We start from the raw sequence: 25,990 nt of genomic DNA on the forward strand, positions 1-25,990 counted from the left end.
GACGACGTGAATGACTCATTCCTGTCATCGCCTCGGCCCAGACCGACCCACGCGGCTCAGGTCAGCGCGTCCGCCACCAGGTACACCGCCGCCGCCACCGCGGCCGCCGCCGGGAAGGTCAACACCCACCCCAGCACGATGTCCCTCGCGATCCCCCACCGCACCGCCGACAGCCGCCGCGTCGCGCCCACTCCCATGATCGCCGCCGTGATCACGTGGGTCGTCGAGATCGGGGCCTTCACCGCGAACGCCGTCACGTACAGCACCGATGACGCCACCGACTCCGCCACGAACCCGTGCGGCGGGTCGAGCGGGAACACCCGCCGGCCCAGTGTCCGCATGATCCGGAGACCACCCGAATAGGTGCCCAGCGACAAGGCCGCCGCGCACAGCAGGGTCACCCACAACGGCACCGAAAACGTCGACTGCTCCCCCGCCGCCACCAACGCCAGGACGATCACGCCCATGCCCTTCTGCGCGTCCTGCAACCCGTGGCCCAAGGCGAGCGCCGACGCCGAAAGGATCTGGAACCGGCGGAACACCCGGCCGCTGCGGTGCGGGTTCGCCCGCCGCAGCAACCACAGCGCCGCCACCATCGCCGCGTACCCCAGCCCCAGCCCGAGCAGCGGCGACGCCACCATCGGGATCAGCACCTTCTCGGCGATCCCCGCCCAGTGCACCGTGCTCGCCGCGGCCAGCGCCGCGCCCACCATCCCGCCGATCAGCGAGTGCGAGGACGACGAAGGCAGCCCGAAGTACCAGGTCACCAGGTTCCAGGTGATCGCGCCGGCGAGAGCGGCGAACACCACCGTCAGCGCGTCCGGGCCGGCCGGGACGTCGATGATGCCCTTCGCCACCGTCGCGGCGATGCCCGTCGACAGCAGTGCGCCCGCCAGGTTCATCACCGCTGCCAGCAGCAGCGCCGCGCGCAGGGTCAGCGCCCGCGTCGACACCGCGCTCGCGATCGCGTTCGCCGCGTCGTGGAACCCGTTGGTGTAATCGAAGAAGAGCGTCAGGACGATCACCACGACCAGGGCGGCCGTGCCCGTCACTCAGGACTCCTTGACGGCGATGGTCTGCACCACGTCGGCGACGTGCTCGAAGGCGTCGGCCGCCAGCTCGAACTGCTCGACGACCTCCTTGGTCTTCAGCACCTCGAGCGCGTCGCCACCCGGCTCGAACAGGTGGGCCAGTACCCGCCGGTAGACGCGGTCGGCCTCGTTCTCCAGCTCGTTGATCTCGATCCAGTACGGCTCGAGCTCGCCCACCTTCGCGAGCCCCGGCATCGAGTTCGCGGTCAGCTCGGCGCACCGGCACAGCACCCGGACCAGCACGTCGGTGCCCGGCGGGAACGCCTCGATGCGGTACAGCACGGCCAGGTCCGCCGCGGTGTCCATGAAGTCCAGGACGTCGTCGATCTTCCCGGCCAGCGCCTGGATGTCCTCGCGGTCGAACGGCGTCACGAACGAGCTGTTCAGCTCGACCATGATGGTGTGCATCAGCTCGTCGCCGTGGTGCTCGACCTCGTGCAGGCGCTTGGCGAGCTGTTCCCGCTCGCCGGGTTCGGCGGCGACGAGGTCGCGCAGCACCGCCGTGGCGGTCACCAGGTTTCTGCCCGCGTCGGTGAGCAGGTCGAAGAACCGGGTACCCCGTGGGGTGAACCGCATGGATGGCCGTCCCTTCGTCGACGCAGCAGCCACGAGCCGGGTACCCCGTTCAACTGCACGTTTAACGCCCGTTCTCCGGGAAACCAGTGGGCCATGACCGAACCCCGATCCCGGCGCCTGCGGGTACTGCTCTGGCACGTGCACGGCTCGTGGACCGACGCCTTCGTCCGCGGCCGCCACCAGTACCTGCTGCCGGTGTCGCCCGAAGGCGCGCCCTGGGGACTCGGGAAGGCGGGCCGCGACTGGCCGTCCGTGACCGAGGTGCCGCTCGACCGCCTGGCCGAGGCCGAGCCGGACGTCGTCGTCGTGCAGCGCCCGGAGGAGCTGGACCTCGTGGCGCGCCTGGGCGCGCCGGCCGTCTACGTCGAGCACAACGCGCCGCGGCCGTACGCCGCTTCGAGCGAGCACCCGCTGGCAGCGCGGTCGGACATCACGGTCGCGCACGTGACCCACTTCAACGAGGCGATGTGGGACTGCGGCCGCGCGCCCACCACCGTCGTCCCGCACGGCATCCCCGACCCCGGCGCACGCTACACCGGCGAGCTCGCCGCCGGCGTGTCGATGATCAACGAACCGGTGCGCCGCCGCCGCGTCACCGGCGCCGACCTCCTCGACACGCTCGCCGAAGCCGCGCCGGTCGACCTGTTCGGCATGGGCACGGAAGAGGTCGGCGGCCGCGGCGACGTCCCCGCGCCGGCGTTGCACGACGAGATCGCCCGCCGCCGCGTCTACCTGCACACCGCCCGCTGGACGTCGCTGGGACTGTCCCTCCTGGAGGCGATGCACCTGGCCATGCCGGTCGTCGTCTTCGCCGCCACCGAAGCGATCGAGGCCGTGCCGCCCGACGCGGGCGTGCTCTCCACCGACGTTTCCGTGCTGGCCCGGGGTTTCCGCGAGCTGGTGCACGAACCCGACTTCGCCGCGCTGGCCGGCAAGAACGCCCGCGAACACGCCCTGAAAAAACACGGGCTGGACGCCTTCCTCACCACTTGGGACCACCTCCTCGCCGAGACGGCCCGCTGAACCCCGAAGGGAACGCCTCACCGATGAAGATCGCGATGGTGTCCGAGCACGCCAACCCACTGGCCGCGTTGGGCGAGGCCGACGCCGGCGGACAGAACGTGCACGTCGCCGAGCTGTCGGCGGCCCTGGTGCGCGCCGGCCACGACGTCACCGTCTACACGCGCCGGGAGAGCCTCGACGAACCCGCCGAGGTCCGGACGCCGCAGGGGTACGACGTCGTGCACGTGCCCGCCGGGCCGCCGCGGAAGGAGCCGAAGGACCGCCTCCTGCCGTACATGGGCGAGTTCGGGAGCTTCCTGCGCGACCGGTGGGCCGCCGACCGCCCGGACGTCGCGCACGCGCACTTCTGGATGTCCGGCCTCGCGACCGTCCTCGCGGCGAGCGCGACCACGACACCGGTCGCCCAGACGTTCCACGCCCTGGGCGTCGTCAAGAAGCGGTACCAGGGCGACCAGGACACCAGCCCGGCCGACCGGATCCGGCTGGAGCGCATCATCGGCCGGCAGGCCGGGCGCGTCATCGCCACCTGCTCCGACGAGGTGTTCGAGCTGTCGCGCCTCGGCGTGCCGCGGTCGCGGATCTCGATCGTGCCCTGCGGCGTCGACCTCGGGCGCTTCTCCCCCGACGGGCCCATCGCCCGCCGCCGGGAACGCCACCGCCTGGTGGCCGTCGGCAGGCTGGTGCCGCGTAAAGGGTTCGACATCGCGATCACCGCGCTCGCGCAGCTGCCGGACACCGAACTGGTGATCGCGGGCGGTCCCGAGCGTGGGCGGCTGTCGCAGGACCCCGAGGCGAAGCGGCTGCGGGAGCTGGCCGACCGGCTCGGTGTCGGCGAACGCGTCCGGTGGCCCGGCCAGGTGTCGCGTGAGGACATGCCGGCGCTGCTGCGCTCGGCCGACGCCGTCGTGTGCACGCCGTGGTACGAGCCGTTTGGGATCGTGCCCCTCGAAGCGATGGCCTGCGGGGTCCCGGTGGTCGCGGCCGCGGTGGGCGGGCTGACCGACACCGTCGTCGACGGCGTCACCGGGCTGCTGGTCCGGCCGCACCAGCCGAAGGAGCTGGCGTCCCGGGTCCGCCGGCTGCTGGACGACCCGGCGCTCTGCCACGCGTACGGCACCGCCGGCCACGACCGCGCGGTGGCCCGCTATTCGTGGGACCGCGTCGCGGCCGACACGCTGCGGGCGTACCACAAGCTCGTCCCGCAGACCGCCGCCACCGCCGAGGCCCGCTGACGAAGACCGAGAACGGCCCATTCACGGCTTCTCAGGCCAGGTCTCCGCCCTGGCGGCAGCCAGGACTTGAAGGTCGCGAATGCCGCATTCGGGACGTGGGAGGTCTCGAATGAGGCATTCGCGGCACCGCCGCGGCCTCCGGGCTGCCGAGGAGGAGCGCCCTTCCGGCTTGAAGCGCGAGCTGCGCCCTGAGCAGAGAGGGGAATGAGCACGCGCGACTTTGCCGGACCCTGGCTTCTCAGGCCGTGAATGGGCCGTCACGGCGTTCAGCCCACGTAACGGCGGGCCTTCGAATTCCGCTGGGGTTCTTCCAGCAGGTACAGGCCGTGCTCGACGTGCGGTGGAACCACCCGGCGGTCGCGCAGGACCCACGGCAGGCCGCGGAGCACGTCGAGCAGGGCCGCCGCCGTCGCGCGGTCGCGAGGCGCCGTGCGCAGCACCTCGCGGCCGCGGCGGAAGACCGCCGGCCACGGGCGGCGCAGCAGGAGTGTCCACAGTGTATTGCGGATGCCGAGGCGGCGGCGGTGGCGCGGGTCCCGCAGCTTCGACGGCGCGTGGTGGATCACGACGTCCTCGGCCCAGCACATCCACCAGCCGCGCGCGGCGAGGTCCAGCGCGAACAGCTCCTCCTCGCCGCCCAGCCACATCCGCGTCGAGAAGCCGCCGACCTCGCGGAACGCGCTCGCGCGCACCGCGGTCAGCCCGGCCATGATGCCCAGCAGCGCCGGCCCCGGCAGCCACGAGGGGCCCGGCACCGGCGATTCGCGCAGCTCCGGCGTGATCGGGTCCTCCGACAGGCCCGGCTCGACCAGGCAGCGGCCGGTCACCGAGCCCAGGCCGGGATGGGCGTCGAGGATGTCCGCCGCCCGGGTCAGCGCACCCGGCTGCCAGGTCGTGTCGTCGTCGCAGAACGCGACGTACGGCGTCGTGACCTCTTCGACGGCCACGTTGCGCGCCACCGCGCCGAGGTTCTCCGCCAACGCGAACAGGCGGACGCCGGGGAACTCGCGCGCGACCATGGCGGCCGTTCCGTCCGCGGATCCGTTGTCCGCCACGAAGATCGGCGGATCGTCCGGTAAGGACGTCATGTGCGCCAAGGTCTCCCGCATCTGCTCTCGCCGGTTGCAGGTGATGATCACGACCGAGATGCGCGCCATTCGGCGGTCCTTTCCAGAGTCCGGGCCTGGTGTTCGACGTGGGCGGGCAGGACGCGGCGGGAGCCGAGCGCCCGGGGCAGCCGGGCCACCGCGCCGAGGACGGCGCCGGGCGCGGTGACGAGCGTCCGGGCCACCTCCCGGCGGCAGACGCGCGGCGGACGGCGCAGCACGGCGATGAGCAGCCGGTTGCGCAGCTCGGCGCGGCGGCGCCAGGACGACGGCGGCCGCGACCGCGACGGGTGGTGGTGGGCACGCAGGTGCCCGACGTAGCAGACGTCCCAGCCGCGCGCGGCCAGGTCGTAGGCGAGCAGCTGCTCCTCCGCCCCGAAGTGCAGCAACGGGCTGAAGCCGCCCACCTGCAGGTACGCCGTCCGCCGGACGATCGCGGAGCAGGCGAGGAACCCGAGGACCAGCGGCCCGGGCGCGCCGTCGGGACGGCCCAGCGGGCTTCTCTCCATGTCGGGCGTCACCGGGTCGTCCCGGCATTCCGGGCCGACGAGGGTGCGCGCGGCGAGCAGGCCGGTCCGCGGGTGTTCGTCGAAGATCCGTTCGGCTTCGGGCAGGGCGCCGGGCGCCCACCACGAGTCGTCGTCGCTGAAGGCCACGTAGGGCGTCTCCGCGACGAGCACCCCGAGCGTGCGGGCGGCGGCCCCGAGGTTGTGCGGCAGCCGGATCAGCCGGACGCCGGGGAAGCGCGCGGCGACGTCGGCCGTGTCGTCCTCGGAAGCGTTGTCCAGCACCACGACCGGCGGGCGCGGGTCCAAAGAGGACAGCTGGGCGAGGGTGCGCGCCAGCTCCCCGGCGCGGTTGTGGGTGGCGATGACGACGGTCGTGCGCGCGCTCACCGCGAGCCCGCCAGCTCGGCCACGAGCCCGGCCAAGGACGGCGCCGGCGGCGGCTCGACCGCGGTGGACAGGCACCACTTCAGGCGGGCGTCGAGCAAGGCGGTGTCCGCGACGTCCTCGGCGGCGACGACCGGCCAGCCGAGTGCTTTCCCCTGCGCGGTCACCTTCCCGCCGCCGGCCACCGGATCGACGGCCACCACCGGAACCCCCGCCTTCAACCCGAGCACCAGCCCGTGCAGCCGGGTGGTGACGACAGCGTCCATTTTGGACACCAGGGAGACGAACTGGTCCGGCGTGGCGCACCGCTCCCAGTCCTCGTGCGCCAGCCGGGTGTCCAGGGGCACCCGCGCGCAGTCCAGGCCGGCGACCCAGCCGGTCAGCGCTTCGTGGACGTCGTCGTGCCGCCCCGCACCGCCGTATTCGGGCTGGTGCGGGGCGAGCACCACGCCGAGCACCGGGGTCGTCGAGACCGTCGCGGCCAGGGACAGGTCCGCGGTGACGCCGTCGTCGCGCGGGAAGATCCGGTGGAACCCGGTCACCGCCGGGTCTTCCGGGTCGGGCACGGTCACGCCCACGGCGATCCGGCGGCAGGACGCGTACCGCTCGTGCAGCGAACGCACCTGCGGCCCGTGCACCGGGCCGCAGGCGAACACGACGTGCGTGTACTCCGACGGCGGCGCGTCGGGCAGGTGCCGGGCGCCGGGCCGGAAGCCGGGGCTCCACGCGACGTCGTGGCCGATCCCCGCCCGCGCGAGCGCGGCCCCCACCGCGCGCAAGCTGAGGACGTCACCCGCGGTCGCTTCGCCGTGCAGGAAACTGGCCCATCCGGTGAGCAGAACTCGCATACCGGCGGCTTACCCGATCGGGGTGGCCTTACACGGGGTTTGCCACGGGAACCGCCGGGTAGCCGCCACGGCATGACGAATCCGGGAGTGACCAGGCGGTTCGAACGTGCGGTGGTGACCGGGGGTGCCGGCTTCGTCGGTGCGCACCTGTGCGAGCTGCTGCTCGGAGAAGACGTCGAAGTGATCGCCGTGGACAACCTCGCGACGTCCTCGGCGGACACCCTCGACACGCTGCGCCGCCACGAGAAGTTCCAGTTCGTGCGCCACGACGTCACCCAGCCGATGCCGCTGGGCTGCCGGGCCGACGTCGTGTTCCACCTCGCGTCGGCCGCATCGCCGCGCGACTACCTCGCCCTGCCGCTGGAGACGCTGCGCGCGGGTTCGCACGGTACCGAGCACGCACTCGACCTCGCCCGCCGCGACGGCGCCCGGTTCGTCCTCGCCTCCACCAGCGAGGTCTACGGCGATCCCCTGGAGCACCCGCAGCGCGAGGAGTACTGGGGCAACGTCAACCCGATCGGCCCCCGCAGCGTCTACGACGAGGCCAAGCGCTTCGCCGAGGCGCTGACGTCGGCCTACCGCCGCGAACACGGCGTCGACACGGGGATCGCGCGGATCTTCAACACCTACGGCCCCGGGATGCGTGCCCACGACGGCCGGATGATCCCCGCGTTCCTCGACCAGGCCCTCAAGGGCGAACCGATCACCGTCACCGGCACCGGCGAGCAGACGCGGTCCATCTGCTACGTCGAGGACACCGTCCGCGGCCTCGTGGCCCTCGCGCGGTCGGACCACCCGGGACCGGTCAACATCGGCAACCCGCACGAGCTGACCGTCCGCCAGGTCGCCGAGCGGATCAAGGAGATCACCGGGTCGGCCTCGCCGATCGAGGAGATCGACGCCGTCGTCGACGACCCGAAGCGCCGGTGCCCCGACATCTCCCTCGCGCGGGACGTCCTCGGGTGGGAACCGAAGATCGACGCCGACGACGGTCTCCGTCGCACTGCGGCGTGGTTCCGGCGAGCGCCGCTGCGCTGAGTAGCGACGCCCAGGGGTTTTGCGCGCAATCGTTTATGGGTGACTTCGCCGGGTAGCGCTATAGGCGAGAGCGGACCGGCGATGACGTCCGCACCGGAACGCCAGAGGCAGGTCGATGCGCATCCTCGGGATCAACGCCGTCTTCCACGACCCGGCCGCCGCGCTGGTGGTGGACGGCGAGATCGTCGCCGCGGCCGAAGAAGAACGCTTCAGCCGCCGCAAGCACGGCAAGCAGGCCGTCCCGTTCTCCACGTGGGAGCAGCCCGCGCAGGCGGCGGCCTGGTGCCTGGAGCAAGCCGGGTTGTCCGCGAAGGACCTCGACGCCGTCGGGTACTCCTACGACCCCGCGCTGGTCGAACCCGGCCTGGCCGGCCACGACCCGAGCGGCGAGGAGCTGCGGACCGAGTTCGCGAAACGCGCGCCGCTGTTCCTCAAGTCCGCGTTGCCCGGCCTCGACCCGGGCATCGTCAAGTTCGTCCGCCACCACGTCGCGCACGCCGCGTCGGCCGCGCTGGCCGCGCCGTTCGGCGACTGCGCCGTGCTGGTGGCCGACGGCCGCGGCGAGAGCACGTCCTACCTGGCCGGTGAGTACCGCGACGGCCGGTTCAAGGAACTGGCCGCGCAGAAGCTCCCGCACTCGCTCGGGCTGCTGTACGAAGACCTCACCGAGCACCTCGGTTTCGCCCGCTCCAGCGACGAGTACAAGGTCATGGCGCTGGCCTCCTACGGCAAGCCGGAGTTCCTCGACGAGCTGTGCGAGCACGTCCACGTCACCGGCGACGGCGGCTTCCGCGCCGCCGGCGTGAACCTCGGCGCGCTCGCCCCGCGCCGGGGGGCGGGCGAAGAACTGACCCGCCGGCACGCCGATCTGGCTTCGAGCGTCCAGAAGGTCCTCGAAGACATCCTGCTGGAACTGACGGACTGGCTGCACGACCGCACCGGTCATCGCGACCTCGCCCTCGCCGGCGGGATCGCGCTGAACTGCGTCGCCAACAGCAGGCTGCACGCCGAAGGCCCGTTCGACCGCGTCTGGGTGCAGCCCGCGGCGGGCGACGCCGGCACGGCGCTGGGCGCGGCCCTGCAGCTGGCCGCCGACGCCGGGGAACGCGGCGCGCCGATGGGCGACGCCGGCCTGGGTCGCGAATGGACCGACGAGGAGCTCGAAGAGATCCTCATCAAGGCCAAGTTGCCGTACGAACGTCCCGGCGACGTTGCCGAGGCCGTCGCCGAAGCGCTCGCCGACGACGCCGTCGTCGCGTGGTTCCAGGGCCGTGCCGAGTTCGGCCCGCGGGCGCTCGGCCACCGGTCGCTGCTCGCCCACCCGGGCCGCAAGGCGAACCTCGAACGCCTCAACGACGTCAAGGGCCGCGAGCAGTTCCGCCCGGTGGCGCCGATGGTGCGCGCCGAGCGGGCGGCCGCGATCTTCACCCGCGGCCCGCTGCCGAGCCCGTACATGCTGTTCGTGCACGACGTCGCCGAAGACTGGCGGGAGAAGATCCCCGCCGTCACCCACGTCGACGGCACGGCTCGCGTGCAGACCGTCGAAGACCGCGAAAACCCCGTGCTGGCGCGGATGCTCGCCGGGTTCGAGCGGCGCACCGGCCTGCCGGTCGTGATCAACACCAGCCTCAACACCGCGGGCCGGCCGATGGTCGACTCCCCCCGCGACGCGCTCGAGTGCTTCGGCTCGGCGCCGATCGACCTGCTGGCGCTGGGGCCGTTCGTGCTCCGGCGTCCCCGTCCGACACGAGCCGGCGCGGCGTCGCCGGAGGAGAAGGAGGTGCCGTGATGGAAGACCATCTCGCCGCTCTGGCCGAGGCTGCCCGGCGGATGCGCGAATCCGCCCCCAAGATCACCGGCTGGGGCCGGCACCTGGCCGGCGTCTTCGAGGCCGGCGGCCGGCTGCTCGCCTGCGGCAACGGCGGCAGCGCGGCCGAGGCCCAGCACCTGACCGGTGAGCTCGTCGGCCGGTTCCGCGACGAACGGCAGCCGCTGTCGGCGATCGCGCTGCACGCGGACACCTCCGCGACCACCGCCATCGTCAACGACTACGGCGACCACGAGGTCTTCGCCCGCCAGGTGCGCGCGCACGGGCGCCCGGGCGACGTGCTGGTCTGCCTGTCCACCAGCGGAACCAGCCAGAACGTCGTCGCCGCCGCGAAGGCCGCGCACGAACTGGGCGTAACGACCTGGGCGCTGACGGGTCCCGCGCCGAACCCCCTGGCCGCGTTGTGCGACGACGCCGTGACGGTCGAAGCCCCGGCCGTCGCGACCGTCCAGGAAATGCACCTCGCCCTGGTGCACGGCCTGTGCGCGGCGCTCGACGACGCGCTCGGAGTGACCGCGTGAAGCCGCTGGTCGTCCTCGGCGACACGCTGCTCGACGTCGACGCCGAAGGCACCGCCGAGCGGCTGTGCCCGGAGGCGCCGGTACCGGTCGTCGACCTGACCGCACGCCGCCGCCGCCCGGGTGGCGCCGGCCTCGCCGCCCTGCTGGCCGCGCGGTCCGCCGCCGAAGTCGTGCTGGTGACGCCACTCGGCGACGACGAAGGCGGGCACGCGCTCACCGGCCTGCTCGAACCCGACGTCACCGTGCTGCCGCTGCCCCTGCGCGGCACGACGGTGTGCAAGACCCGCGTCCGCGCGGGCGGGCAGTCGTTGCTGCGCCTGGATTCCGGCGACGGCACGGCCACCACCGGCCCGCTGCCCGCCGAGGTGCGCGAAGTCCTCGAAGACGCCGGCGCGATCCTCGTCGCCGACTACGGACGCGGCCTGACGCGCAACCCGCACATCCGCCGGCTCCTGCGCGACCGGGCCGAGAAGGTCCCGGTGGTCTGGGACCCGCACCCCCGCGGCGCCCAGCCGGTGCCCGGCATCGCGCTGGTCACCCCGAACCTCGCCGAGGCCCGCGCGGTGCTCGCCGGCCACGAAGAGCCGGCCGAGCTGGCCAAGCTGCTGCGCGGGCACTGGCACGCCGACGCGGTCGCGGTGACCGTCGGCTCGCGCGGCGCCGTGGTGTCCGACGGCCTCGGCGAAACGGCCGTGCCGGTCCCCACCGCGGCGCGGGCACCCGGGCACGCCGCGCCCGACACGTGCGGCGCGGGCGACCGGTTCGCCGCGGCCGCCACCGCCGCCCTGCTCGACGGCGCGGACGCCGGGGAAGCCGTCACGACCGCGGTCGAAGCGGCGGCCCGGTTCGTCGCCGACGGCGGCGCCACCGCACTGTCCACGAACGACGGTCCGGTGGCCGACCCGCAGCCGGCCACCGACGCCTTCGGCCTCGCCGAGCGCGTCCGGGACCGCGGTGGCCGGCTCGTCGCCACCGGCGGCTGCTTCGACCTCTTGCACCCCGGGCACGTCAGCCTGCTGCGGCAGGCCCGCGCGCTCGGGGACGCCCTCGTCGTCTGCCTCAACTCCGACACGTCGGTGCGGGCCCTCAAGGGACCCGGCCGCCCGCTCGTGCGGGACCGCGACCGGGCGCGGCTGCTGACCGCGTTGTCCTTTGTGGACGCCGTCGCCGTGTTCGACGAATCGTCGCCGGCCGCCGTGCTGGAGCGGCTGCGCCCGCACGTGTGGGTCAAGGGCGGCGACTACGCCGCCGCCGACCTGCCCGAACGCGAGGTCGTCGAACGCCACGGCGGCGAGGTCGTGCTCGTCCCGACCGTCCCCGGCTACTCGACGTCGCGGCTGGTCGCCGCGGCGGCCAGTGCCTGAACCCCGAAGCTTGCGAAGGAGTGCGATGCGACCCCTCGGCAACGTCCTGATCACCGGTGGCGCTTCCGGCCTCGGCGCCGCCACCGTCGACGCCGTCCGCAAGGCGGGCGGCACCCCCTACGTCCTCGACCGCGTCCGCCCCGAGGACCCGGCCGAATACGTCGAAGCCGACCTGACCGACACCGCCGCGACCGAAGCCGCGGTCCGTGAACTCGCCGAGCGCGCCGGTGGTCTGGACGGCGTCTTCACCGCCGCCGGCACCGACGCCTGCGGTCCGCTGGGCGAAGTGTCCACTGAGGACTGGGAGCGGGTCGTCAAGGTGAACCTGCTCGGCACCGTCGCGGTGATCCGCGCCGCGCTCCCGTATCTGGAGCGGGCACACGGAACCGTCGTCACCGTGGCGTCCACTTTGGGCATCAAGGCGGTGAGCGACGCGACCGCCTACTGCGCCTCGAAGTTCGGCGTCGTCGGGTTCACCCGCGCGCTGGCCGCGGAGCTGGCCGGGCGCGTCGGCGTCACGCTGCTGATCCCGGGCGGGATGTGGACGCACTTCTTCGACGGCCGCACCGACCAGTACAAGCCGCCGCCGGACGCGAAGCTCAACCAGCCGGAGAACGTCGCGAACACCGTCGTCTTCGCGCTCCAGCAGCCGCCCGGCTCGGAGGTGCGCGAACTGGTCGTGTGCGCGTCGGAGGAGGGGTCGTGGCCGTGAGCTCCGCGGTCCTCGTGCTGCGCGCGCTCGGGCTCGGCGACCTGCTGACCGGGGTCCCCGCGCTGCGGGCGCTGCGCGCCGCGTACCCGGACGACCGCCTGGTCCTGGCCGCCCCCGAGGGGCTGCGCGACCTCGTCGGGCTGATCGACGCGGTCGACGAGCTGCTGCCGACCGCGGGCCTGGGCGACCTCGCGTGGCCCGGGCCGCCGCCGCGGCTCGCCGTCAACCTGCACGGCAGCGGGCCGGAAAGCATCCACGACCTGCTGGCCACCGATCCCGCCGAGCTGCTGACCCACCACCACCCCGATTTCCCCGACGTCCCCGGCCTCGAGTGGCGCGACGACGTCCACGAGGTCGACCGGTGGTGCCGGCTCGTCGAGTACGCCCACCTGGAAGCGGACCGCACGGCGCTGCGGCTGCCCGTACCGCCGGGCCCGAGCCCCGCGCCGGACGCCGTCGTCGTGCACCCCGGCGCGGCCTTCCCCGCGCGCCGCTGGCCGCCGGATCGGTTCGCCGGCGTCGTGCGGGCGCTCGCCGCGGCCGGGCACCGCGTGGTGCTCACCGGCAGCGCCGCCGAGCGCGAGTTGGCGGCATCTATCGCCGACCGCGCTGGGCTCGGCGAAGACGCCGTGCTGGCCGGGCGGACGGACCTGGCCGAGCTGGCCGCGCTGGTGGCCGGGGCCGCGCTGGTCGTCTGCGGCGACACCGGCGTCGGGCACCTCGCGACCGCGTTCGGCACGCCGTCGGTGCTGCTGTTCGGCCCGACCCCGCCGCGGCTGTGGGGCCCGCCGCCATCCGCGCGGCAGCACGTCGTGCTCTGGGCCGGGAACGTCGGCGACCCGCACGGTTCGGAACCCGACGGCGGGCTGCTGCTCCTCGGCGAGGAACGCGTGCTCGCCGCGACCCGCTCGGCGCTGGAAGCGCGGGTGGCGCATGGCTGAGCACATCGGGATCGTCGGCGCGGGCTACGTCGGCCTGACCAGTGCCGCCTGCTTCGCGCGGCTCGGGCACCGGGTGACCTGCGTGGACGCCGACGTGTCCAAAGTGGACGCCCTGGGTCGCGGCGAGGTGGGCATCGCCGAGCCCGGTCTGGCCGAGCTGGTCGGGCAGGGCCTCGGCGACGGCACGCTCACCTTCACCGACGCCCAGGCCGAGCTGTACGGCGCCGACCTGGTGTTCCTGTGCCTGCCGACCCCGCCCGCCGAAGACGGCCGGCCCGACCTCGGCGTGCTCGAACACGTCCTGCCGCAGCTGGGGCGCCTGCTGCGGCCCGGCTGCGTGGTCGTCACGAAGTCGACCGTCCCGGTCGGCACCGCGGCCCGGCTGCCCGGGCTGCTGGGGCGGGACGACCTGCCGGTCGTGGCCAACCCGGAGTTCCTCCGCGAAGGCCACGCCGTCGAGGACTTCCTGCACCCGGACCGGGTCGTGGTCGGCACCGACCCGGCCGGATCGCCGGCGGCTTCGCGCGTGGCCCGGCTGTACGAGCCGACCGGCGCGCCCGTGGTGGCGACCGACTCCGCCAGCGCCGAACTCGCGAAGTACGCGAGCAACGCGTTCCTCGCGGTGAAGCTGTCCTACGTGAACGTCCTCGCCGAACTGTGCGAACGGTTCGGCGCGGACGTCCGCGAAGTCGCCCGCACCATGGGCCTGGACGCGCGGATCGGCCCGGAGTTCCTCGCCCCCGGCCCCGGCTGGGGCGGCTCGTGCCTGCCGAAGGACACCTCGGCGCTGCTGCACGCGGCCGAATCCGCCGGCGTCGAGTTCGGCATCCTGCGCGACGCCGTCCGCGTCAACGCCCGGCAGCGCGCACGGGTCGTGCGGGCGGTGCGCCAGGCTGTCACCGGATCGACGGCGGGCTCCCTCGCCGGCACGCGGATCGGCCTGCTGGGCCTGGCGTTCAAGGCAGGCACCGGCGACCTGCGCGACTCGCCCGCGCTGGCGGTGGCGGCCGACCTCGCCCGCGCGGGCGCGGAACTGGCCGCCCACGACCCGGCCGTCGGTGCCGTGCCCGGCCTGGACGCCGTCCAGGTCGTCGACGACCCGTACCTGGTGGCCAAGGACGCCGCCGCGCTGGTCGTGCTCACCGAATGGCCGGAGTTCCGGGACCTCGACTGGGCCCGGCTGGCCGCGTCCGCCGCGCAGGCGATCGTCGTCGACACGCGCAACCTGCTCGACCCCGACGCCGTCGCGGGCTTCACGCACGTGGGCGTCGGCACCCAACCCAGGAGGCAGTCATGACCCTGCGCGTCCTCGCGCTGACCTGCACGCTCAAGCCGTCGCCGTCGAAGTCGAGCAGCGACCTCATCGCGCGCCAGCTGCTCGACCTCTTCGCCGAGCGCGGCGTCACCGGCGAGGTGGTCCGGGTGGTCGACCACGACGTCCGTCCCGGCGTCGAAGCCGACATGGGCGCGGGCGACGAGTGGCCGGAGATCCGCCGCAGGATCGCGGCCGCGGACATCCTGCTGATCGCCACCCCGACGTGGGTCGGCCACATGTCGAGCGTCGCGCAGCGCGTCCTCGAGCGGCTGGACGCGGAACTGTCCGAGACCGACGACGAGGGCCGGCCGGCGATGTTCGGCAAGGTCGCGGTGGCCGCCGTCGTCGGCAACGAAGACGGCGCGCACAAGATCATCGCCGATCTGTTCCAGGCGTTGAACGACACCGGCTTCACGGTGCCCGCGCAGGGCGCGACGTACTGGAACGGCGAAGCCATGCAGGGCGGCGACTACCAGGACCTCGACGAGACGCCGAAGGCCGTGGCGTCGACGAACGCGACGCTGGTCCGCAACGCCGTCCACCTCGCGACCGTGCTCGGAGCGCAGCAGTACCCGGCGTCCTGACTACTCCTTTCGAGTGAGGTCCTTGCTCCAGATGAGTGTGGTGCAGGCCACTGGGTAGCCGGGTGGGACCTTCGATCCCGTCAGGGGGCTTCACCGATGCCGAACCGAGTCATGATCAGCCGCGACAGCAAGCCCATTCCCTGCGAGGAGTGCGGCCTGCCCTCGTTGCACGTCGCCCGGCTGATCGCCGGGGACGGCTCACTGCTGGGCCAGACGATGGTCTGCACCGCCTGCCGCCGGCACCGCTCGGAAGCCGAGGCGGCCATCGCCGTGCCGTGACGGCCCGGCCCGCTCCACCGACGTAGTGAATGACTCATTCATGTCGCCTGGCGACATGAATGAGTCATTCACGTCAGGTCGGCTGCGTCCGGTCAGCGGTTCTCCAGCTTCTCCACCAGCAGACGTGCCGGAAGGATCATCGTGCCCAGGCCCAGCCGGGCCGGCACGCCGTCCTCGTCCGCCGTCACCAGCCGCTCCTCCAGCTTTTCCAGCAGCGCGCGGCATTCCTCCAAGTCGACCGGCTCCCCCGCGACGGCGACCGCCTGCACGGCGCCCGCCAGCAGGTGCACCAGGTCGGCCAGGGAGCCGCGCGCGTCCGCCCACGGGTACTCGAACGGGTGCCGGTCGCGCGCCTGCGCCGTCGTGCGCACCGCCGCGACCAGCTGCGCCACCGCGGGCCACAGCGCGGTGAGCGTCCGAAGTGGACGTTCGTGGTGCGCGCCGGACGTCGGCCGGCCGCGGCGCAGGTTCAGCATCCGCCCTTCGCGCGTCAGGCCGACCGCCTCCTCGGCTGCCAGCACCTGGCTCCGGGTGTCCTGGGACTGCGCCTGCAGGTCGTCGAGGTCGCCCGGCTCGTCGCGGCGCACCAGGTCCGACAGCGACTCGAGCAGGCCCGCCAGCGCCTTAGCCAGCTGATCGGTCGCCGTGGCCAAGCGTTCGCCGTACAGCGGCGGGAAGATCAGCGTGTTGACGGCGACGCCGATGGCCGCGCCCAGCGCCGTCTCCAGGAGGCGGTCGCCCAGCAGCGAAAGGTCGCGGGCGGTGCCGTAGGAGATCAGCAGCATGCCGGTGACGCCGACCCACACCCCCGCGTCGCCGAACCGCCGCCAGTTCCCCGCGAGCAGGCCCACGAACACGACGACGGCCAGCGCGACCGCCTGCGCCGGGATGAGCTGCCCGGCCACGGCGGCCAGCAGCACGCCCGTGGCCACCGAGCCGACCTGCTGGAGCCACCCGCGCAGCGACCGGTACACGGTCGCTTCCACCAGGAAGATGGCCGCGTACGGCGCGAGGAACGGCTGCGGCAGCTTCAGCACCAGCGTCGCCAGCAGCCACGCCGCCGTCGCCGCCAGCGTGGCCTTGGCCGTCTGGACGAGGATCCGGCGTTCGCGGCCGGGCACCCGCACGGCGCGGGCGAACCAGCCCACCGGCGTCCGGTCGTGCCCGTCGACGTCCGCGCCGCCCGTGCCGAACGCGGCGGCGAGGCCCCGCCGGACCTCGTCGCCCGCCTTCAGCCGGACCGGACGCCGGTCCCCGCCGTGCCGATCTCCGCCGTGCCGCGTTCTGCCGTGCCGGTCGGTCATCCGGGCGGCGCCACGTGCACGAGCTTCGTCTGGGTCAGCTCGTCGAGCAGTTCCGGCCCGTAGCCGTAGCCGTTCCCGCTGCGCCCGCGGGGATGTGCCGCCCCGCCGGGGGCGCCGCCGAAGACGTTGTTGACCTTCACCGTCCCGGCCGGCAGCTCCCGCCACGCGCGCTGGGCGTTCGCCATCGACGCCGTGAGCACGGTCGCCGCCAGGCCGTAGTCGCCCTTCGCCGCTTCGGCGAGCCCCTCGTCGAAGCTCGGCACGACCTGGACCGGGGCCACCGGGCCGAACGTCTCCTCGGCCATCACCCGCAGCTCGGACGCGCAGCCGGTGAGCACCGTCGCCGGGTAGTGCGCGCCGGGACCGTCCGGGACCGCTCCCCCGGTCAGCACCCGGGCCCCACGCTCGACCGCGTCCGCGACGTGCGAGTGCACGTGGTCGCGGTGGCGCCGATCGACCAGCGGCGCGAGCGTCCGCGCTTCGGCCTCCTTGACCAGTGCCTCGAGGAAGGCGTCGGCGATGGCTTCGTGGACGTAGATCCGTTCGACGGCGACGCAGATCTGGCCCGAGTTGGCGAACGCGCCGAGCGCCGCCTGGCCCGCCGCCCACGCCGGGTCGACGTCCGCGTCGATCACCAGCGGGTCGTTGCCGCCGTTCTCGAGCAGCGTCTTCGCGCCGGTCGCGGCCGCGCTCGCGGCGATCGACCGGCCGGTCGCCGTGCTGCCGACGTGGGCGAGGACGTCGACGTCGTCGCGCACCGCCAGGATCGCGCCGACCCCGCCGTCCCCGTGCACGGTCTGCACCACGCCACCGGGGAACACGCCGACGAGGATTTCGCCGAGCAGCTGTCCCGTGTGCGGCGCGCGCTCGCTCGGCTTGTGCACCACGGTGTTGCCGGTGACCAGTGCCGCGCCGAGCAGGCCGCAGGCGACCGCGACCGGGTCGTTCCACGGCGTCAGCGCGACGACCACGCCGCGCGGCTCGGGCACCATCAGGTCGGTCGCGCCCGGGTCGCCGAGCAGGCTGCGCCCGCGGTGGACCGGGCCGAGCTCCGCGTACTGGTCCAGCGTGCCGGCGCCGGCGAGCACGCCTTCACGGGCTTCGTCGCGCGGCCGTCCCGTTTCCTTCTCGTTCGCGGCGGCCAGTTCGTCCGCCTGGGCCCGCAGCCGCTCGGCCGCGCTGTGCAGCAGCGCGCCGCGCTCGGCGGCCAGCGTCCGCGCCCACGCGGCCTTGGTCTCGTTCGCCAGGGCCAGGACGGCGTCGATCTCGTCTTCGCCCGCGGTCGGCACGCTGCCCACCACGCTGCCGTCGGCCGGGTTCCGGATTTCGATCGTCCCCGCGGTCATCCGCACCTCCTCCGTGTCCCTGCCCGGTTACCCGCGCGCCCGCGATCGACACGCCGTTTGACCGGGCGCCACGCGGGTAGCCCGGTCCGGTGACTGCTTCGCTCGACTACACCGTGGTGATCCCCACGACGGGCCGGGAGACGCTTCGGCCACTGCTCGACACGATGCTCGGCGGCGAAGGCCCGCGCCCGGCGGAGATCCTCGTCGTCGACGACCGCCCCGGCGGGTCCGATCTGGACGTTCCCGGCGGCGTCCGCGTCCTGCGTTCGGGCGGGCGCGGCCCGGCCGCCGCGCGGAACCTCGGCTGGCGCACGGCGGAAAGCGAGTGGATCGCGTTCGTCGACGACGACGTCGTGCTCGCCCCCGACTGGCCCCGGCAGCTCGCCGAGGACCTGCTGTGGCTGCCACCCGAGGTGGCCGCGTCCCAGGGGCGGATCACCGTCCCGCTGCCTACGGACCGCCGTCCGACCGACGACGAGCGCAGCACGGCGGGCCTCGAGCACGCGCGGTGGATCACCGCGGACATGGCCTACCGGCGCGCGGCGCTGGTCGAAGTGGGCGGGTTCGACGAGCGGTTCCCGCGCGCGTTCCGCGAAGACTCCGACCTCGCGCTGCGCGTCGCCGAAGCCGGGCACCGGATCGACCAGGGCGAGCGGCTGACGACCCACCCCGCCCGCCGCGCCGGCTTCTTCTACAGCCTGAAAGCCCAGCGCGGCAACGCGGACAACGCGCTCATGCGCGCCAAGCACGGCGTCCTCTGGCGGCAGCGCACCGGCGCGGGCCAGGGCCGGCTCGGGCTGCACGCACTGTCCACAGTGGCCGGTCTGGCGGCGCTGGCCCTGCCGGTGCTGCGCCGGCGCGGGAAGGCGGTGGTGGCGGCCGGGATCTGGGCCGGGCTGACGGCGGAGTTCGCCACCCGCCGGATCCTGCCGGGCCCCCGCACCCCCGGCGAGATCGCCCGGATGGCCGTGACGAGCGCGCTCATCCCGCCGGCCGCGTGCTACCACCGCGTCCGCGGAGAAATCGCGGCGCGGCGCCCGAAGCCGCCGGTCGCGGTGCTGTTCGACCGGGACGACACCCTGATCGTCGACGTCCCCTACCTCAACGACCCGGCCGGCGTCCGCCCGGTGCCCGGCGCCGTCGAGCTCGTGCGCGGGCTGCGCGACCGCGGGGTCCCGGTAGGCGTGGTCAGCAACCAGTCGGGTGTCGCGAAAGGACTGATCAGCCCGGACCAGCTCGCCGCGGTGAACGCCCGCGTCAAGGAGCTGTTCGGCCCGTTCGGCACGTGGCAGGTCTGCGTCCACGACGACGGCGACGGCTGCGACTGCCGCAAACCCCGGCCGGGCATGGTGCTGCGCGCGGCCGGCGAGCTGGGCGTCGACCCCGCGTCCTGCGTGGTCATCGGCGACACCGGCGCCGACGTCGACGCCGCGCTGGCCGCCGGGGCGCGCGCGGTGCTGGTGCCGACGGCCCGCACGCTCGAACCCGAGATCGCCCGCGCGCGCCGGCACGCCGCCGTCGCGAAGGACCTGTCCGAAGCGCTGCGCGTCGCCGGGGTCGCCGGATGAGCCGGGTGCTCGTCGCCCGCCAGGACAACCTCGGGGACGTCCTGCTGGCCGGCCCGTGCGTGCGCGCGGTCGCCGCGCAGGCGTCCCACGTGACGCTGCTGGCCGGGCCGCACGGGCGTGCCGCGGCCGAGCTGCTGCCGGGCGTCGACGAGGTGCTCACGTGGACGGCGCCGTGGATCGACCCGTCGCCGCCCCCGGTCACCGCCGAGGACACCGGCGAGTTCGTGTCGCGGATCCGGGCGAAGTCGTTCGACCGGGCGTTGATCCTGACGTCGTTCCACCAGTCGCCGCTGCCCTTGGCGCTGCTGCTGCGGCAGGCCGGCGTCCCGTGGGTCGGCGCGATCTCCGAGGACTACCCGGGCAGCCTGCTCGACCTGCGCCACCGCGTCGGCGGCGACCCGCCGGAACCGGTCCGCATGCTGTCGCTCGCCGAAGCGGCCGGGTACGCGCTCCCGCCGGACGACCACGGCGCCCTGGCCCTGCGGCGCCCGCTGCCGCCCGTAACGCGGCTGACGGGCGGCGGCCCGTACGTCGTGGTGCACCCGGCGGCGTCGGTACCGGCGCGGCAGCCGTCACCGGCGTGGAGCCACCGGGTGGTGCGGGCGCTGGCGGCCGAAGGGCACCGCGTGTTGGTGACGGGCGCGCCGGGCGAGGCGCACCTGACGGCGGGCGTGGCGGGCACGTCGGCGGTGAACCTCGGCGGCCGGACGTCCCTGGCCGAGCTGGCGGCGGTGCTGTCGGGCGCGCAGGTCGTCGTCGCGCCCAACACCGGGCCGGCGCACCTGGCCGCGGCGGCGGGCACCCCGGTGGTGTCCCTGTTCGCCCCGGTGGTCCCGGCCGCGCGCTGGGCCCCGTACGGCGTTCCGACGGTGCTGCTGGGCGACCAGCGAGCACCGTGCCGCGACAGCCGGGCCCGAGTGTGCCCGGTACCGGGCCACCCGTGCTTGGAGGAGATCGCCCCGGCCGACGTCTGCCGCGCAGTGGCCGAACTCGGCGCGGTGGCACCGGCGGCGATCAGTTCCCTGCTGTAGCCCGTTCCCTGGGTGGTGACCTGTGTCCACATCGGACACCGAGCCGGTGACCACGGTGTACAGCTGGCGCGCCAAACCGGACTGCGTCGAGGAGTTCGCGGAGTGGGCCCGAGGAGCGACGGCCGAGGCGGCCCACTACCCGGGCAACCTCGCGGCGACGGTGGTGCACAACGAGGACAGCCGCGACTTCCACGTCGTCCACCAGTTCGCCACCCGCCGCGACCTGCGCCGGTGGCTCGATTCCCCGGAGCGCGAGAAGTGGTTGCGCCAGGCACGCAGGCTGGCGGCGACGAAGACGGCGCAGCAGCACCGGACAGGCCTGGAGACCTGGTTCCACGTCCCGTCCGAGGCGATCGCGACGATGAAACCGCCGCCGCGGTGGAAGATGTGGCTGATTTCGCTGGTCGCGGTCTACCCGCTGGTGCTGGGGTTCCAGGCGTGGGTGGTCCCGCTGACGGCGTCTTGGCCGCTCCCCCTGCGAGCGGCGCTGTTCCCGGTGGTGCTGCTGACGACGATGACGTACGTGGTGATGCCGGCGGTGACGCGGCTGCTGCGTCCGTGGCTGTGACGGCCCGGGCGAGCGGCACCCCGCCCGGGCCGCGTTCAGGGGGTCAGCCGCCGATCTCCTTGCTCACGCCGCTCGGCCCGTCGTAGGTGCGGTCGGGCAGGCCGCGCACGACATCGAGGGTCCCGTCATCGGCCCCGTTCCGCTCGGCGGCCCGCACGAGATCATCGCGCTGAGCGGGGTAGTCGACACCGGCGAGGTACTTCTGCAGTTCGATCGGGTTCGGCCTGCTCACGGCAGTTCCTTCCGTTCGGCGAACGGCGCGGTTACCCGGTCGAAGCCCGGACACACCCTCGGTTCGGAATCGATCGGCGCTCGTCCGTCAGTTAACGGCGGCACCGAAGCACCTGCGCCGTGACCCGGACGGCGGTACGCCACCGAGGAGGCGCGCGCAATCCATGACCCGATCGGCGGCACGACGGAACGGGGATCTCACGCCCCGTAGCAGACCCGTGGTGAACTGGGACGACGACGGCAGCCTCGTCGAGGTGTACGACTGGGCGCAGCAGGTCGCCCAGGACGCGATCGACTGGTACCTGACCGAGAAAAAGCGCAAAGCCCGGTGGTCCAGGGGCCTGCGCGCGGCGGCCGCGATCCTGACCGTGCTCGGTGGGGTGATTCCAGTGGCCGCGCTCACCGCCGGGCGCCCGGAGCTGGGTAACGGCGGGTTCATCATGCTGGCGCTCGCCGCCGGGTGCCTCGCCTACGACCGCTTCTTCGGGTACTCCTCGTCGTGGTTGCGCTATGTCGCGGCGGCGACGAAGCTGCGCGCGCAGCTGAACGATTTCCAGCTCTCGTGGCTGCAGGAAACCCTCCCGGCTCGACACGGCCCGGCGCCGGGCGACCCGCACTCGCTCATCGAGCTGGTCCGCGAGTTCGTCCGCTCACTGGACGAGACGATCCGCCAAGAAACGGATTCCTGGCTGGTGGAGTTCCACACCCGCATGGCCGAGCAGGAATCGAAGTCGACGCCACCGCAGCCGCCACCGACCTCGGCGAACGCGGAGTACGGAGGTTTCGGTGGTGCACGGGTTTGAGCAGACGCCGTTGTGGCGGCACACGTTGGCCCCGAGGACGGGCGAGGATCCGGAGCGGGAGCCCCGCGCGCACCTGCGGTCGGCCTACCTGCAGTTCCGCTCGGCGGTCGAACCCCTCGCCGCCGAGATCAGCCGGTCCATGCCGATGTTCACCGACCATTCGATAGCGCACGTGGACGCCCTCTGGGACACCGCGTCGCTCATCTGCGGCGAAGGCTTCCCGCTGAACGCCGCCGAAGCCTTCGTCCTGGGTGGCGCGTTCCTGCTGCACGACCTCGGGATGGGCCTCGCGTCCTACTCTGGCGGGCTGGCCACGATCGAGAACGACCCGCAGTTCGAAGACCTGCTGGCCAGCGCCGTCGCCCGGCTGAGACGCGCCGACCCGTCGGCCGGCGGACCGGCGCTGGAGCAAGCCGCCCGGGACCAGACGGTCGCGGACCTGCTCCGGCTGCGGCACGCCGAACAGGCCGAACGCCTGGTCGCCATGACGTTCAGAACCTCCGACGGCGAGGGGTTCTACCTGCTCCAGGACGTCGTGCTGCGGCAGACCTTCGGGTCCATGATCGGCCGGATCGCGCACAGCCACTGGTTCGACGTGTCGGACCTCCGGGCGTTCGAGCAACCGCAGGGCTCCTGCATCGACCATCCGACGTCCTGGGAGGTCGACCCGCTCAAGATCGCCTGCGTGCTCCGGCTCGCCGACGCCCCGCACGTCGACCAGCGCCGGGCTTCTCCGTACCTGCACGCCTTTCGCAAACCGGCCGGTACCTCACGCGACCACTGGTACTTCCAGGAACGGCTGACCCGGCCCCGCGTGCTGTCCGACCGGCTGGTGTACACCGCCACCCGGCCGTTCGGCCGCGACGAGGCGGCGGCGTGGTGGCTGGCCTACGAGGTGATCCGCACGATCGACAACGAGCTGCGCCGGGTCGACGCGCTGTGCGCCGACCTCGACCGGCCGCGCTTCGCGGTCCGGTCGGTGGCCGGCGCCGACTCCCCCGCCCGCCTGGCGCTCTACATCCGCACGGATCTGTGGGAACCGCTGGACGCCCGGCTGCGCGTCAGCGACGCGACCCAGCTGATCGCGAACCTCGGCGGCCGGGACCTCTACGGGAACAAGCCCGAGGTCGCGATCCGCGAACTGGTCGCGAACGCGGCCGACGCCACCCGGGCCCGGCGCGTCCACGAAGGGGACTACGGCGGAGCGGTCACCGTCCGGCTCTCCTCGGAAGACGATGAGTGGTGGCTCACCGTCGAGGACCACGGCATCGGCATGGCGCCGGAAACGATGGTCACCGCGCTGACCGACTTCGGGCACTCACGCTGGCTGGCGTCCGACATGCTCACCGATTTCCCCGGCCTGCTGGCCAAGGGGTTCCAGCCCACCGGCCGGTTCGGGATCGGGTTCTTCGCGGTGTTCATGATCGCCGACCAGGTGGAGGTGCGGAGCCTCGGGTACGACGAAGCCCCGCGTTCGACGCACGTGCTCGAGTTCCGCCACGGTGTGAGTAGCCGCCCGATGCTGCGCCAGGCCGACTTCCACGAGCGCCTCCGGAACAGCGGGACTGTCGTCCGGGTCAAGCTGCGGGAAGCCCCGCGCACGGAGGAGGGGTTGTTCCAGACCACCAACCGCCGTCTCTCGGAGACCGAACTGTTCCACAGCAGGATCACCCGACTCTGCGCCCTGTCCGATGTGGACATCAAGGTGCAGGGACCCGATGACGCACAGCCGATCCGGATCATCCAGGCCGACGACTGGCCCCGGATCGGGCACGGTGAGCTCTTCCGCCGGTTGTACCGGCGAGAGGAGGCCAGCCACCTCGATCGCACCGTGTACGACGGGTACGAGAAGGTGTTCATCGACCGGGCGCAGGACCTCCACGACGCTGACGGGAATCTGATCGGCCGGGCGATGATGGCGTCCGGCTGGGAGATGGTCCAACCCGACTTGCGCTGGCTGCAGCCCCCGACCGCATCGGTGTACGTCGGCGGTCTCTTCGCCGACGAGATCCACTACTTCATGGGTGCGTTCTGCGGGTATCCGCTGACCGCGGACCGGTTGCGGGCGTTTCCGCTCGCCAGCCCGGCGGAGTTCCACCGCTGGCTCGAGTCCCAAGCCGATTCGGTGCGCGACAGCAAGTGGTCGAACGCGGTGGACCTCTGGCTCTCGGGCTACCTTCTCCGTGGCCTCGACGCGCGCGCACCGCGGCTTCCCTGCGCGGAAAGCACGATGGGCCAGCTCGACGAACACGACCTGCGGAAGTGGCTGGAAAATCGCGACGAGGTGTTGCTGGTCGGCGGCGGGAGCATGGAGTGGTTCGACCGGTCCGATCGGACGACGCGGTTCCTGACCTTCGAAGGAGTCGACGTCGAGGTTCCGGACCACGCACTGGTCGTCAACCTGAATCCGACCTGGCTCTACCCCGAGGAGGTCCGGCCGCGTCCGCGGGACGAACGCTTCGTCGACGCGGTGGAACCGCCGTCGGGCTGGGACGCGCGAACGTGGTGGTACGACACCGGCAACTTCGGCTCGATCGGCCTGGTGGTGCGCACCATCGCGGAGCTGTGGGAGATCGACGTCGTGGCCGCGGTGAACCTCATGGAGCCACTCCACGTGCAGGACGACTGCGACCGCCGGCCCACGCTCGCGACCGCGGACGGAGGAGGGGTGCACGTGACGGCGATCCGCATGCGCCGGCCCGGCTGCTGACCCCGGAGCCTCAACTCGGCGCCGGCTCTTCCTCCGCCGAGTGAAGCCGCCGCACCACGGCGTCCGGATGCCGGGTCAACGGCTGCAACGGCAACTCCGGCTTGTCCACCACCCGTTCCAAATGCCGCAGCAAAATCCCCTCCCGCAAAGCCCAAGGACAGATCTCCACCCGCGGCACGTCCAAAGCCGACAGCGTCACCTCCGCCCCGACTGCCCCAGCCACGACCTGACGCGCCCGCGGGCGGGATATCCCTCGCAGTCCCGCGCGCTCGGCCGCCGGGAGCCGGGTCAACCGGGGAATCCACCTCCGCAAGTCCGCCAGGGAAAGCGAGCGCGTCACGAACGGTCCCTTCCGCTGCGGCGACGCGCCCGTCAAGCGGGCCAGCTGCTTGAACGTCTTCGACGTCGCCACCACGCGCCGCGGTGGTCCCTCCCAGCGCAGCCGGTCCAGGACCTCGGACAACGTGTCGCGGACGTGGCGGCGCACCGCCTTCAACTGCGCGCGCGTGGGTGGGTCCGCCGTCAAGAACTCGCGAGTCAGCCGGCCTGCACCCAACGGGAGCGAGATCGCCAGCTCGGGTTGCTCGTCGCGGCCGAGGACCAGTTCCATCGACCCTCCGCCGATGTCGATCAGGAGCAGGCGGCCGGCCGACCAGCCGTACCAGCGGCGGGCCGCGAAGTACGTCAGGCGCGCCTCCTCCTCGCCGGACAGGAACTGGGGGCGGATTCCCGAGCCGGCCTGGATGCGGTCGATCACGTCCTCGCGGTTCACCGCGTCGCGCACCGCCGCCGTCACGAACGGGTACAGGTGGTCGACGCCGAGGCGCACCGCTGCGTCGACCGACCGGCTCACCGCCGCCGCGACGCGCTCGATCCCCGTCTCGCTCAGCGTGCCGTCGGGCAGCAGCTCCTCGGCCAGCAGCGTCGGTTCCTTCACCGCGTGCGCCGGGAGCGGGGGTGCCCCGGCGGACACGTCCACGACCTGCAGCTGCGCGGAGTTCGACCCGATGTCCAGCACGGCCAACCTCATCCGGACGGATTACCCGGAGCCGGCCCGGTTTAGTCCCGGATGGACGTG

The 25,990-nt window shown here is 73.3% G+C and carries 25 protein-coding genes; 16 read left to right on the plus strand and 9 right to left on the minus strand.

The features are described 5' to 3' along the window. Positions 1-56 precede the first annotated feature (56 nt). Positions 57-1,052 (minus strand): anion permease, encoded by a 996-nt coding sequence (locus ACIQWX_RS24310; RefSeq protein WP_400875119.1) that lies wholly within the window; start codon positions 1,050-1,052, stop codon positions 57-59. After that, on the minus strand, positions 1,053-1,667 hold the full coding sequence (locus ACIQWX_RS24315; protein WP_400875121.1) for a DUF47 domain-containing protein: 615 nt from the start codon (positions 1,665-1,667) through the stop codon (positions 1,053-1,055). A gap of 93 nt (positions 1,668-1,760) precedes the next feature. Here ACIQWX_RS24315 and ACIQWX_RS24320 point away from each other — a divergent pair, with 93 nt between their 5' ends. Both ACIQWX_RS24320 and ACIQWX_RS24325 read left to right on the plus strand, forming a co-directional pair. Further along, positions 1,761-2,690 carry a glycosyltransferase gene (locus ACIQWX_RS24320; protein WP_400875124.1) on the plus strand — a complete coding sequence of 310 codons (930 nt, stop codon included), beginning with the start codon at positions 1,761-1,763 and terminating at the stop codon, positions 2,688-2,690. Between the two features lie 23 nt (positions 2,691-2,713). After that, complete coding sequence (locus tag ACIQWX_RS24325) at positions 2,714-3,922, plus strand: glycosyltransferase family 4 protein (RefSeq protein WP_400875126.1); 1,209 nt, start codon at positions 2,714-2,716, stop codon at positions 3,920-3,922. 266 nt (positions 3,923-4,188) lie between these two features. Here the strand turns inward: ACIQWX_RS24325 and ACIQWX_RS24330 are convergent, their stop codons facing one another. Genes ACIQWX_RS24330 through ACIQWX_RS24340 form a run of 3 tightly spaced genes read right to left on the minus strand, consistent with a single transcriptional unit; the run spans position 4,189 to position 6,769 of the window. Then, positions 4,189-5,079, minus strand: coding sequence for a glycosyltransferase family 2 protein (locus tag ACIQWX_RS24330; protein ID WP_400875129.1), 891 nt, complete (start codon positions 5,077-5,079; stop codon positions 4,189-4,191). Then, a complete protein-coding gene (locus ACIQWX_RS24335) occupies positions 5,058-5,924 on the minus strand; it encodes a glycosyltransferase family 2 protein (RefSeq protein ID WP_400875132.1) in 867 nt (288 codons plus the stop codon). The genes ACIQWX_RS24330 and ACIQWX_RS24335 overlap by 22 nt, the downstream gene beginning before the upstream one ends. Continuing rightward, complete coding sequence (locus ACIQWX_RS24340) at positions 5,921-6,769, minus strand: polysaccharide pyruvyl transferase family protein (RefSeq protein WP_400875135.1); 849 nt, start codon at positions 6,767-6,769, stop codon at positions 5,921-5,923. The genes ACIQWX_RS24335 and ACIQWX_RS24340 overlap by 4 nt, the downstream gene beginning before the upstream one ends. 72 nt (positions 6,770-6,841) lie before the next feature. Between ACIQWX_RS24340 and ACIQWX_RS24345 the strand changes: the two genes are divergently transcribed. The 9 genes from ACIQWX_RS24345 to ACIQWX_RS24385 all read left to right on the plus strand — a co-directional run bounded on the left by ACIQWX_RS24345 (position 6,842) and on the right by ACIQWX_RS24385 (position 15,351). Then, entirely contained in the window at positions 6,842-7,807 is a 966-nt protein-coding gene (locus ACIQWX_RS24345) for a UDP-glucuronic acid decarboxylase family protein (protein ID WP_400875137.1), read from the plus strand. Between the two features lie 115 nt (positions 7,808-7,922). Next, positions 7,923-9,596: a carbamoyltransferase gene (locus ACIQWX_RS24350; protein WP_400875140.1), complete on the plus strand. Its 1,674-nt coding sequence runs from the start codon at positions 7,923-7,925 to the stop codon at positions 9,594-9,596. After that, positions 9,596-10,156: an SIS domain-containing protein gene (locus tag ACIQWX_RS24355; protein WP_400875143.1), complete on the plus strand. Its 561-nt coding sequence runs from the start codon at positions 9,596-9,598 to the stop codon at positions 10,154-10,156. Before ACIQWX_RS24350 ends, ACIQWX_RS24355 begins: the two co-directional genes overlap by 1 nt. Then, positions 10,153-11,520, plus strand: coding sequence for a PfkB family carbohydrate kinase (locus tag ACIQWX_RS24360; RefSeq protein WP_400875146.1), 1,368 nt, complete (start codon positions 10,153-10,155; stop codon positions 11,518-11,520). The genes ACIQWX_RS24355 and ACIQWX_RS24360 overlap by 4 nt, the downstream gene beginning before the upstream one ends. 25 nt (positions 11,521-11,545) lie before the next feature. After that, positions 11,546-12,232 (plus strand): SDR family oxidoreductase, encoded by a 687-nt coding sequence (locus tag ACIQWX_RS24365; protein ID WP_400875149.1) that lies wholly within the window; start codon positions 11,546-11,548, stop codon positions 12,230-12,232. After that, on the plus strand, positions 12,223-13,173 hold the full coding sequence (locus ACIQWX_RS24370; RefSeq protein WP_400875152.1) for a glycosyltransferase family 9 protein: 951 nt from the start codon (positions 12,223-12,225) through the stop codon (positions 13,171-13,173). Before ACIQWX_RS24365 ends, ACIQWX_RS24370 begins: the two co-directional genes overlap by 10 nt. Then, on the plus strand, positions 13,166-14,470 hold the full coding sequence (locus ACIQWX_RS24375; RefSeq protein WP_400875154.1) for a UDP-glucose dehydrogenase family protein: 1,305 nt from the start codon (positions 13,166-13,168) through the stop codon (positions 14,468-14,470). Before ACIQWX_RS24370 ends, ACIQWX_RS24375 begins: the two co-directional genes overlap by 8 nt. Further along, a complete protein-coding gene (locus ACIQWX_RS24380; protein ID WP_400875157.1) occupies positions 14,467-15,072 on the plus strand; it encodes a flavodoxin family protein in 606 nt (201 codons plus the stop codon). Before ACIQWX_RS24375 ends, ACIQWX_RS24380 begins: the two co-directional genes overlap by 4 nt. A gap of 96 nt (positions 15,073-15,168) precedes the next feature. After that, positions 15,169-15,351: a hypothetical protein gene (locus tag ACIQWX_RS24385; RefSeq protein WP_400875160.1), complete on the plus strand. Its 183-nt coding sequence runs from the start codon at positions 15,169-15,171 to the stop codon at positions 15,349-15,351. 92 nt (positions 15,352-15,443) lie between these two features. Here the strand turns inward: ACIQWX_RS24385 and ACIQWX_RS24390 are convergent, their stop codons facing one another. Beyond that, positions 15,444-16,655: an aromatic acid exporter family protein gene (locus tag ACIQWX_RS24390; RefSeq protein ID WP_400875162.1), complete on the minus strand. Its 1,212-nt coding sequence runs from the start codon at positions 16,653-16,655 to the stop codon at positions 15,444-15,446. Next, on the minus strand, positions 16,652-18,001 hold the full coding sequence (locus tag ACIQWX_RS24395) for an aldehyde dehydrogenase family protein (RefSeq protein ID WP_400875164.1): 1,350 nt from the start codon (positions 17,999-18,001) through the stop codon (positions 16,652-16,654). Before ACIQWX_RS24395 ends, ACIQWX_RS24390 begins: the two co-directional genes overlap by 4 nt. Before the next feature lie 89 nt (positions 18,002-18,090). Between ACIQWX_RS24395 and ACIQWX_RS24400 the strand changes: the two genes are divergently transcribed. The 3 genes from ACIQWX_RS24400 to ACIQWX_RS24410 are packed head-to-tail and all read left to right on the plus strand — an operon-like array spanning position 18,091 to position 21,168. Continuing rightward, positions 18,091-19,569, plus strand: coding sequence for an HAD-IIIA family hydrolase (locus tag ACIQWX_RS24400; RefSeq protein ID WP_400875168.1), 1,479 nt, complete (start codon positions 18,091-18,093; stop codon positions 19,567-19,569). Next, positions 19,566-20,600 carry a glycosyltransferase family 9 protein gene (locus tag ACIQWX_RS24405; RefSeq protein ID WP_400875171.1) on the plus strand — a complete coding sequence of 345 codons (1,035 nt, stop codon included), beginning with the start codon at positions 19,566-19,568 and terminating at the stop codon, positions 20,598-20,600. Before ACIQWX_RS24400 ends, ACIQWX_RS24405 begins: the two co-directional genes overlap by 4 nt. Before the next feature lie 22 nt (positions 20,601-20,622). After that, positions 20,623-21,168 (plus strand): antibiotic biosynthesis monooxygenase, encoded by a 546-nt coding sequence (locus ACIQWX_RS24410; protein ID WP_400875173.1) that lies wholly within the window; start codon positions 20,623-20,625, stop codon positions 21,166-21,168. Positions 21,169-21,211: 43 nt separating this feature from the next. Here ACIQWX_RS24410 and ACIQWX_RS24415 read toward each other — a convergent pair whose 3' ends face one another. Further along, positions 21,212-21,400 carry a DUF2795 domain-containing protein gene (locus ACIQWX_RS24415; protein ID WP_400875176.1) on the minus strand — a complete coding sequence of 63 codons (189 nt, stop codon included), beginning with the start codon at positions 21,398-21,400 and terminating at the stop codon, positions 21,212-21,214. A gap of 163 nt (positions 21,401-21,563) precedes the next feature. Here ACIQWX_RS24415 and ACIQWX_RS24420 point away from each other — a divergent pair, with 163 nt between their 5' ends. Both ACIQWX_RS24420 and ACIQWX_RS24425 read left to right on the plus strand, forming a co-directional pair. Then, the gene (locus ACIQWX_RS24420) at positions 21,564-22,202 is read left to right on the plus strand and encodes an SLATT domain-containing protein (protein ID WP_400875179.1); all 639 of its coding nucleotides are present in this window, start codon (positions 21,564-21,566) and stop codon (positions 22,200-22,202) included. Beyond that, positions 22,186-24,912 (plus strand): ATP-binding protein, encoded by a 2,727-nt coding sequence (locus ACIQWX_RS24425; protein ID WP_400875181.1) that lies wholly within the window; start codon positions 22,186-22,188, stop codon positions 24,910-24,912. The genes ACIQWX_RS24420 and ACIQWX_RS24425 overlap by 17 nt, the downstream gene beginning before the upstream one ends. A gap of 10 nt (positions 24,913-24,922) precedes the next feature. Here the strand turns inward: ACIQWX_RS24425 and ACIQWX_RS24430 are convergent, their stop codons facing one another. Further along, complete coding sequence (locus ACIQWX_RS24430; protein ID WP_400875184.1) at positions 24,923-25,942, minus strand: hypothetical protein; 1,020 nt, start codon at positions 25,940-25,942, stop codon at positions 24,923-24,925. Positions 25,943-25,990: the final 48 nt, after the last annotated feature.

It is taken from the genome of Amycolatopsis sp. NPDC098790 (assembly GCF_044759945.1).
Classification (GTDB): domain Bacteria; phylum Actinomycetota; class Actinomycetes; order Mycobacteriales; family Pseudonocardiaceae; genus Amycolatopsis.

Bases quoted from the DNA above. Each gene is read 5' to 3' on its own strand.
- ACIQWX_RS24355 (WP_400875143.1), top strand. From the start codon at position 9,596: ATGGAAGACCATCTCGCCGCTCTGGCCGAGGCTGCCCGGCGGATGCGC.
- ACIQWX_RS24325 (WP_400875126.1), top strand. From the start codon at position 2,714: ATGAAGATCGCGATGGTGTCCGAGCACGCCAACCCACTGGCCGCGTTG.
- ACIQWX_RS24395 (WP_400875164.1), bottom strand. From the start codon at position 18,001: ATGACCGCGGGGACGATCGAAATCCGGAACCCGGCCGACGGCAGCGTG.
- ACIQWX_RS24345 (WP_400875137.1), top strand. From the start codon at position 6,842: ATGACGAATCCGGGAGTGACCAGGCGGTTCGAACGTGCGGTGGTGACC.
- ACIQWX_RS24330 (WP_400875129.1), bottom strand. From the start codon at position 5,079: ATGGCGCGCATCTCGGTCGTGATCATCACCTGCAACCGGCGAGAGCAG.
- ACIQWX_RS24315 (WP_400875121.1), bottom strand. From the start codon at position 1,667: ATGCGGTTCACCCCACGGGGTACCCGGTTCTTCGACCTGCTCACCGAC.
- ACIQWX_RS24390 (WP_400875162.1), bottom strand. From the start codon at position 16,655: ATGACCGACCGGCACGGCAGAACGCGGCACGGCGGAGATCGGCACGGC.
- ACIQWX_RS24405 (WP_400875171.1), top strand. From the start codon at position 19,566: ATGAGCCGGGTGCTCGTCGCCCGCCAGGACAACCTCGGGGACGTCCTG.
- ACIQWX_RS24380 (WP_400875157.1), top strand. From the start codon at position 14,467: ATGACCCTGCGCGTCCTCGCGCTGACCTGCACGCTCAAGCCGTCGCCG.
- ACIQWX_RS24420 (WP_400875179.1), top strand. From the start codon at position 21,564: ATGACCCGATCGGCGGCACGACGGAACGGGGATCTCACGCCCCGTAGC.
- ACIQWX_RS24340 (WP_400875135.1), bottom strand. From the start codon at position 6,769: ATGCGAGTTCTGCTCACCGGATGGGCCAGTTTCCTGCACGGCGAAGCG.
- ACIQWX_RS24350 (WP_400875140.1), top strand. From the start codon at position 7,923: ATGCGCATCCTCGGGATCAACGCCGTCTTCCACGACCCGGCCGCCGCG.
- ACIQWX_RS24320 (WP_400875124.1), top strand. From the start codon at position 1,761: ATGACCGAACCCCGATCCCGGCGCCTGCGGGTACTGCTCTGGCACGTG.
- ACIQWX_RS24430 (WP_400875184.1), bottom strand. From the start codon at position 25,942: ATGAGGTTGGCCGTGCTGGACATCGGGTCGAACTCCGCGCAGCTGCAG.
- ACIQWX_RS24375 (WP_400875154.1), top strand. From the start codon at position 13,166: ATGGCTGAGCACATCGGGATCGTCGGCGCGGGCTACGTCGGCCTGACC.
- ACIQWX_RS24365 (WP_400875149.1), top strand. From the start codon at position 11,546: ATGCGACCCCTCGGCAACGTCCTGATCACCGGTGGCGCTTCCGGCCTC.
- ACIQWX_RS24385 (WP_400875160.1), top strand. From the start codon at position 15,169: ATGCCGAACCGAGTCATGATCAGCCGCGACAGCAAGCCCATTCCCTGC.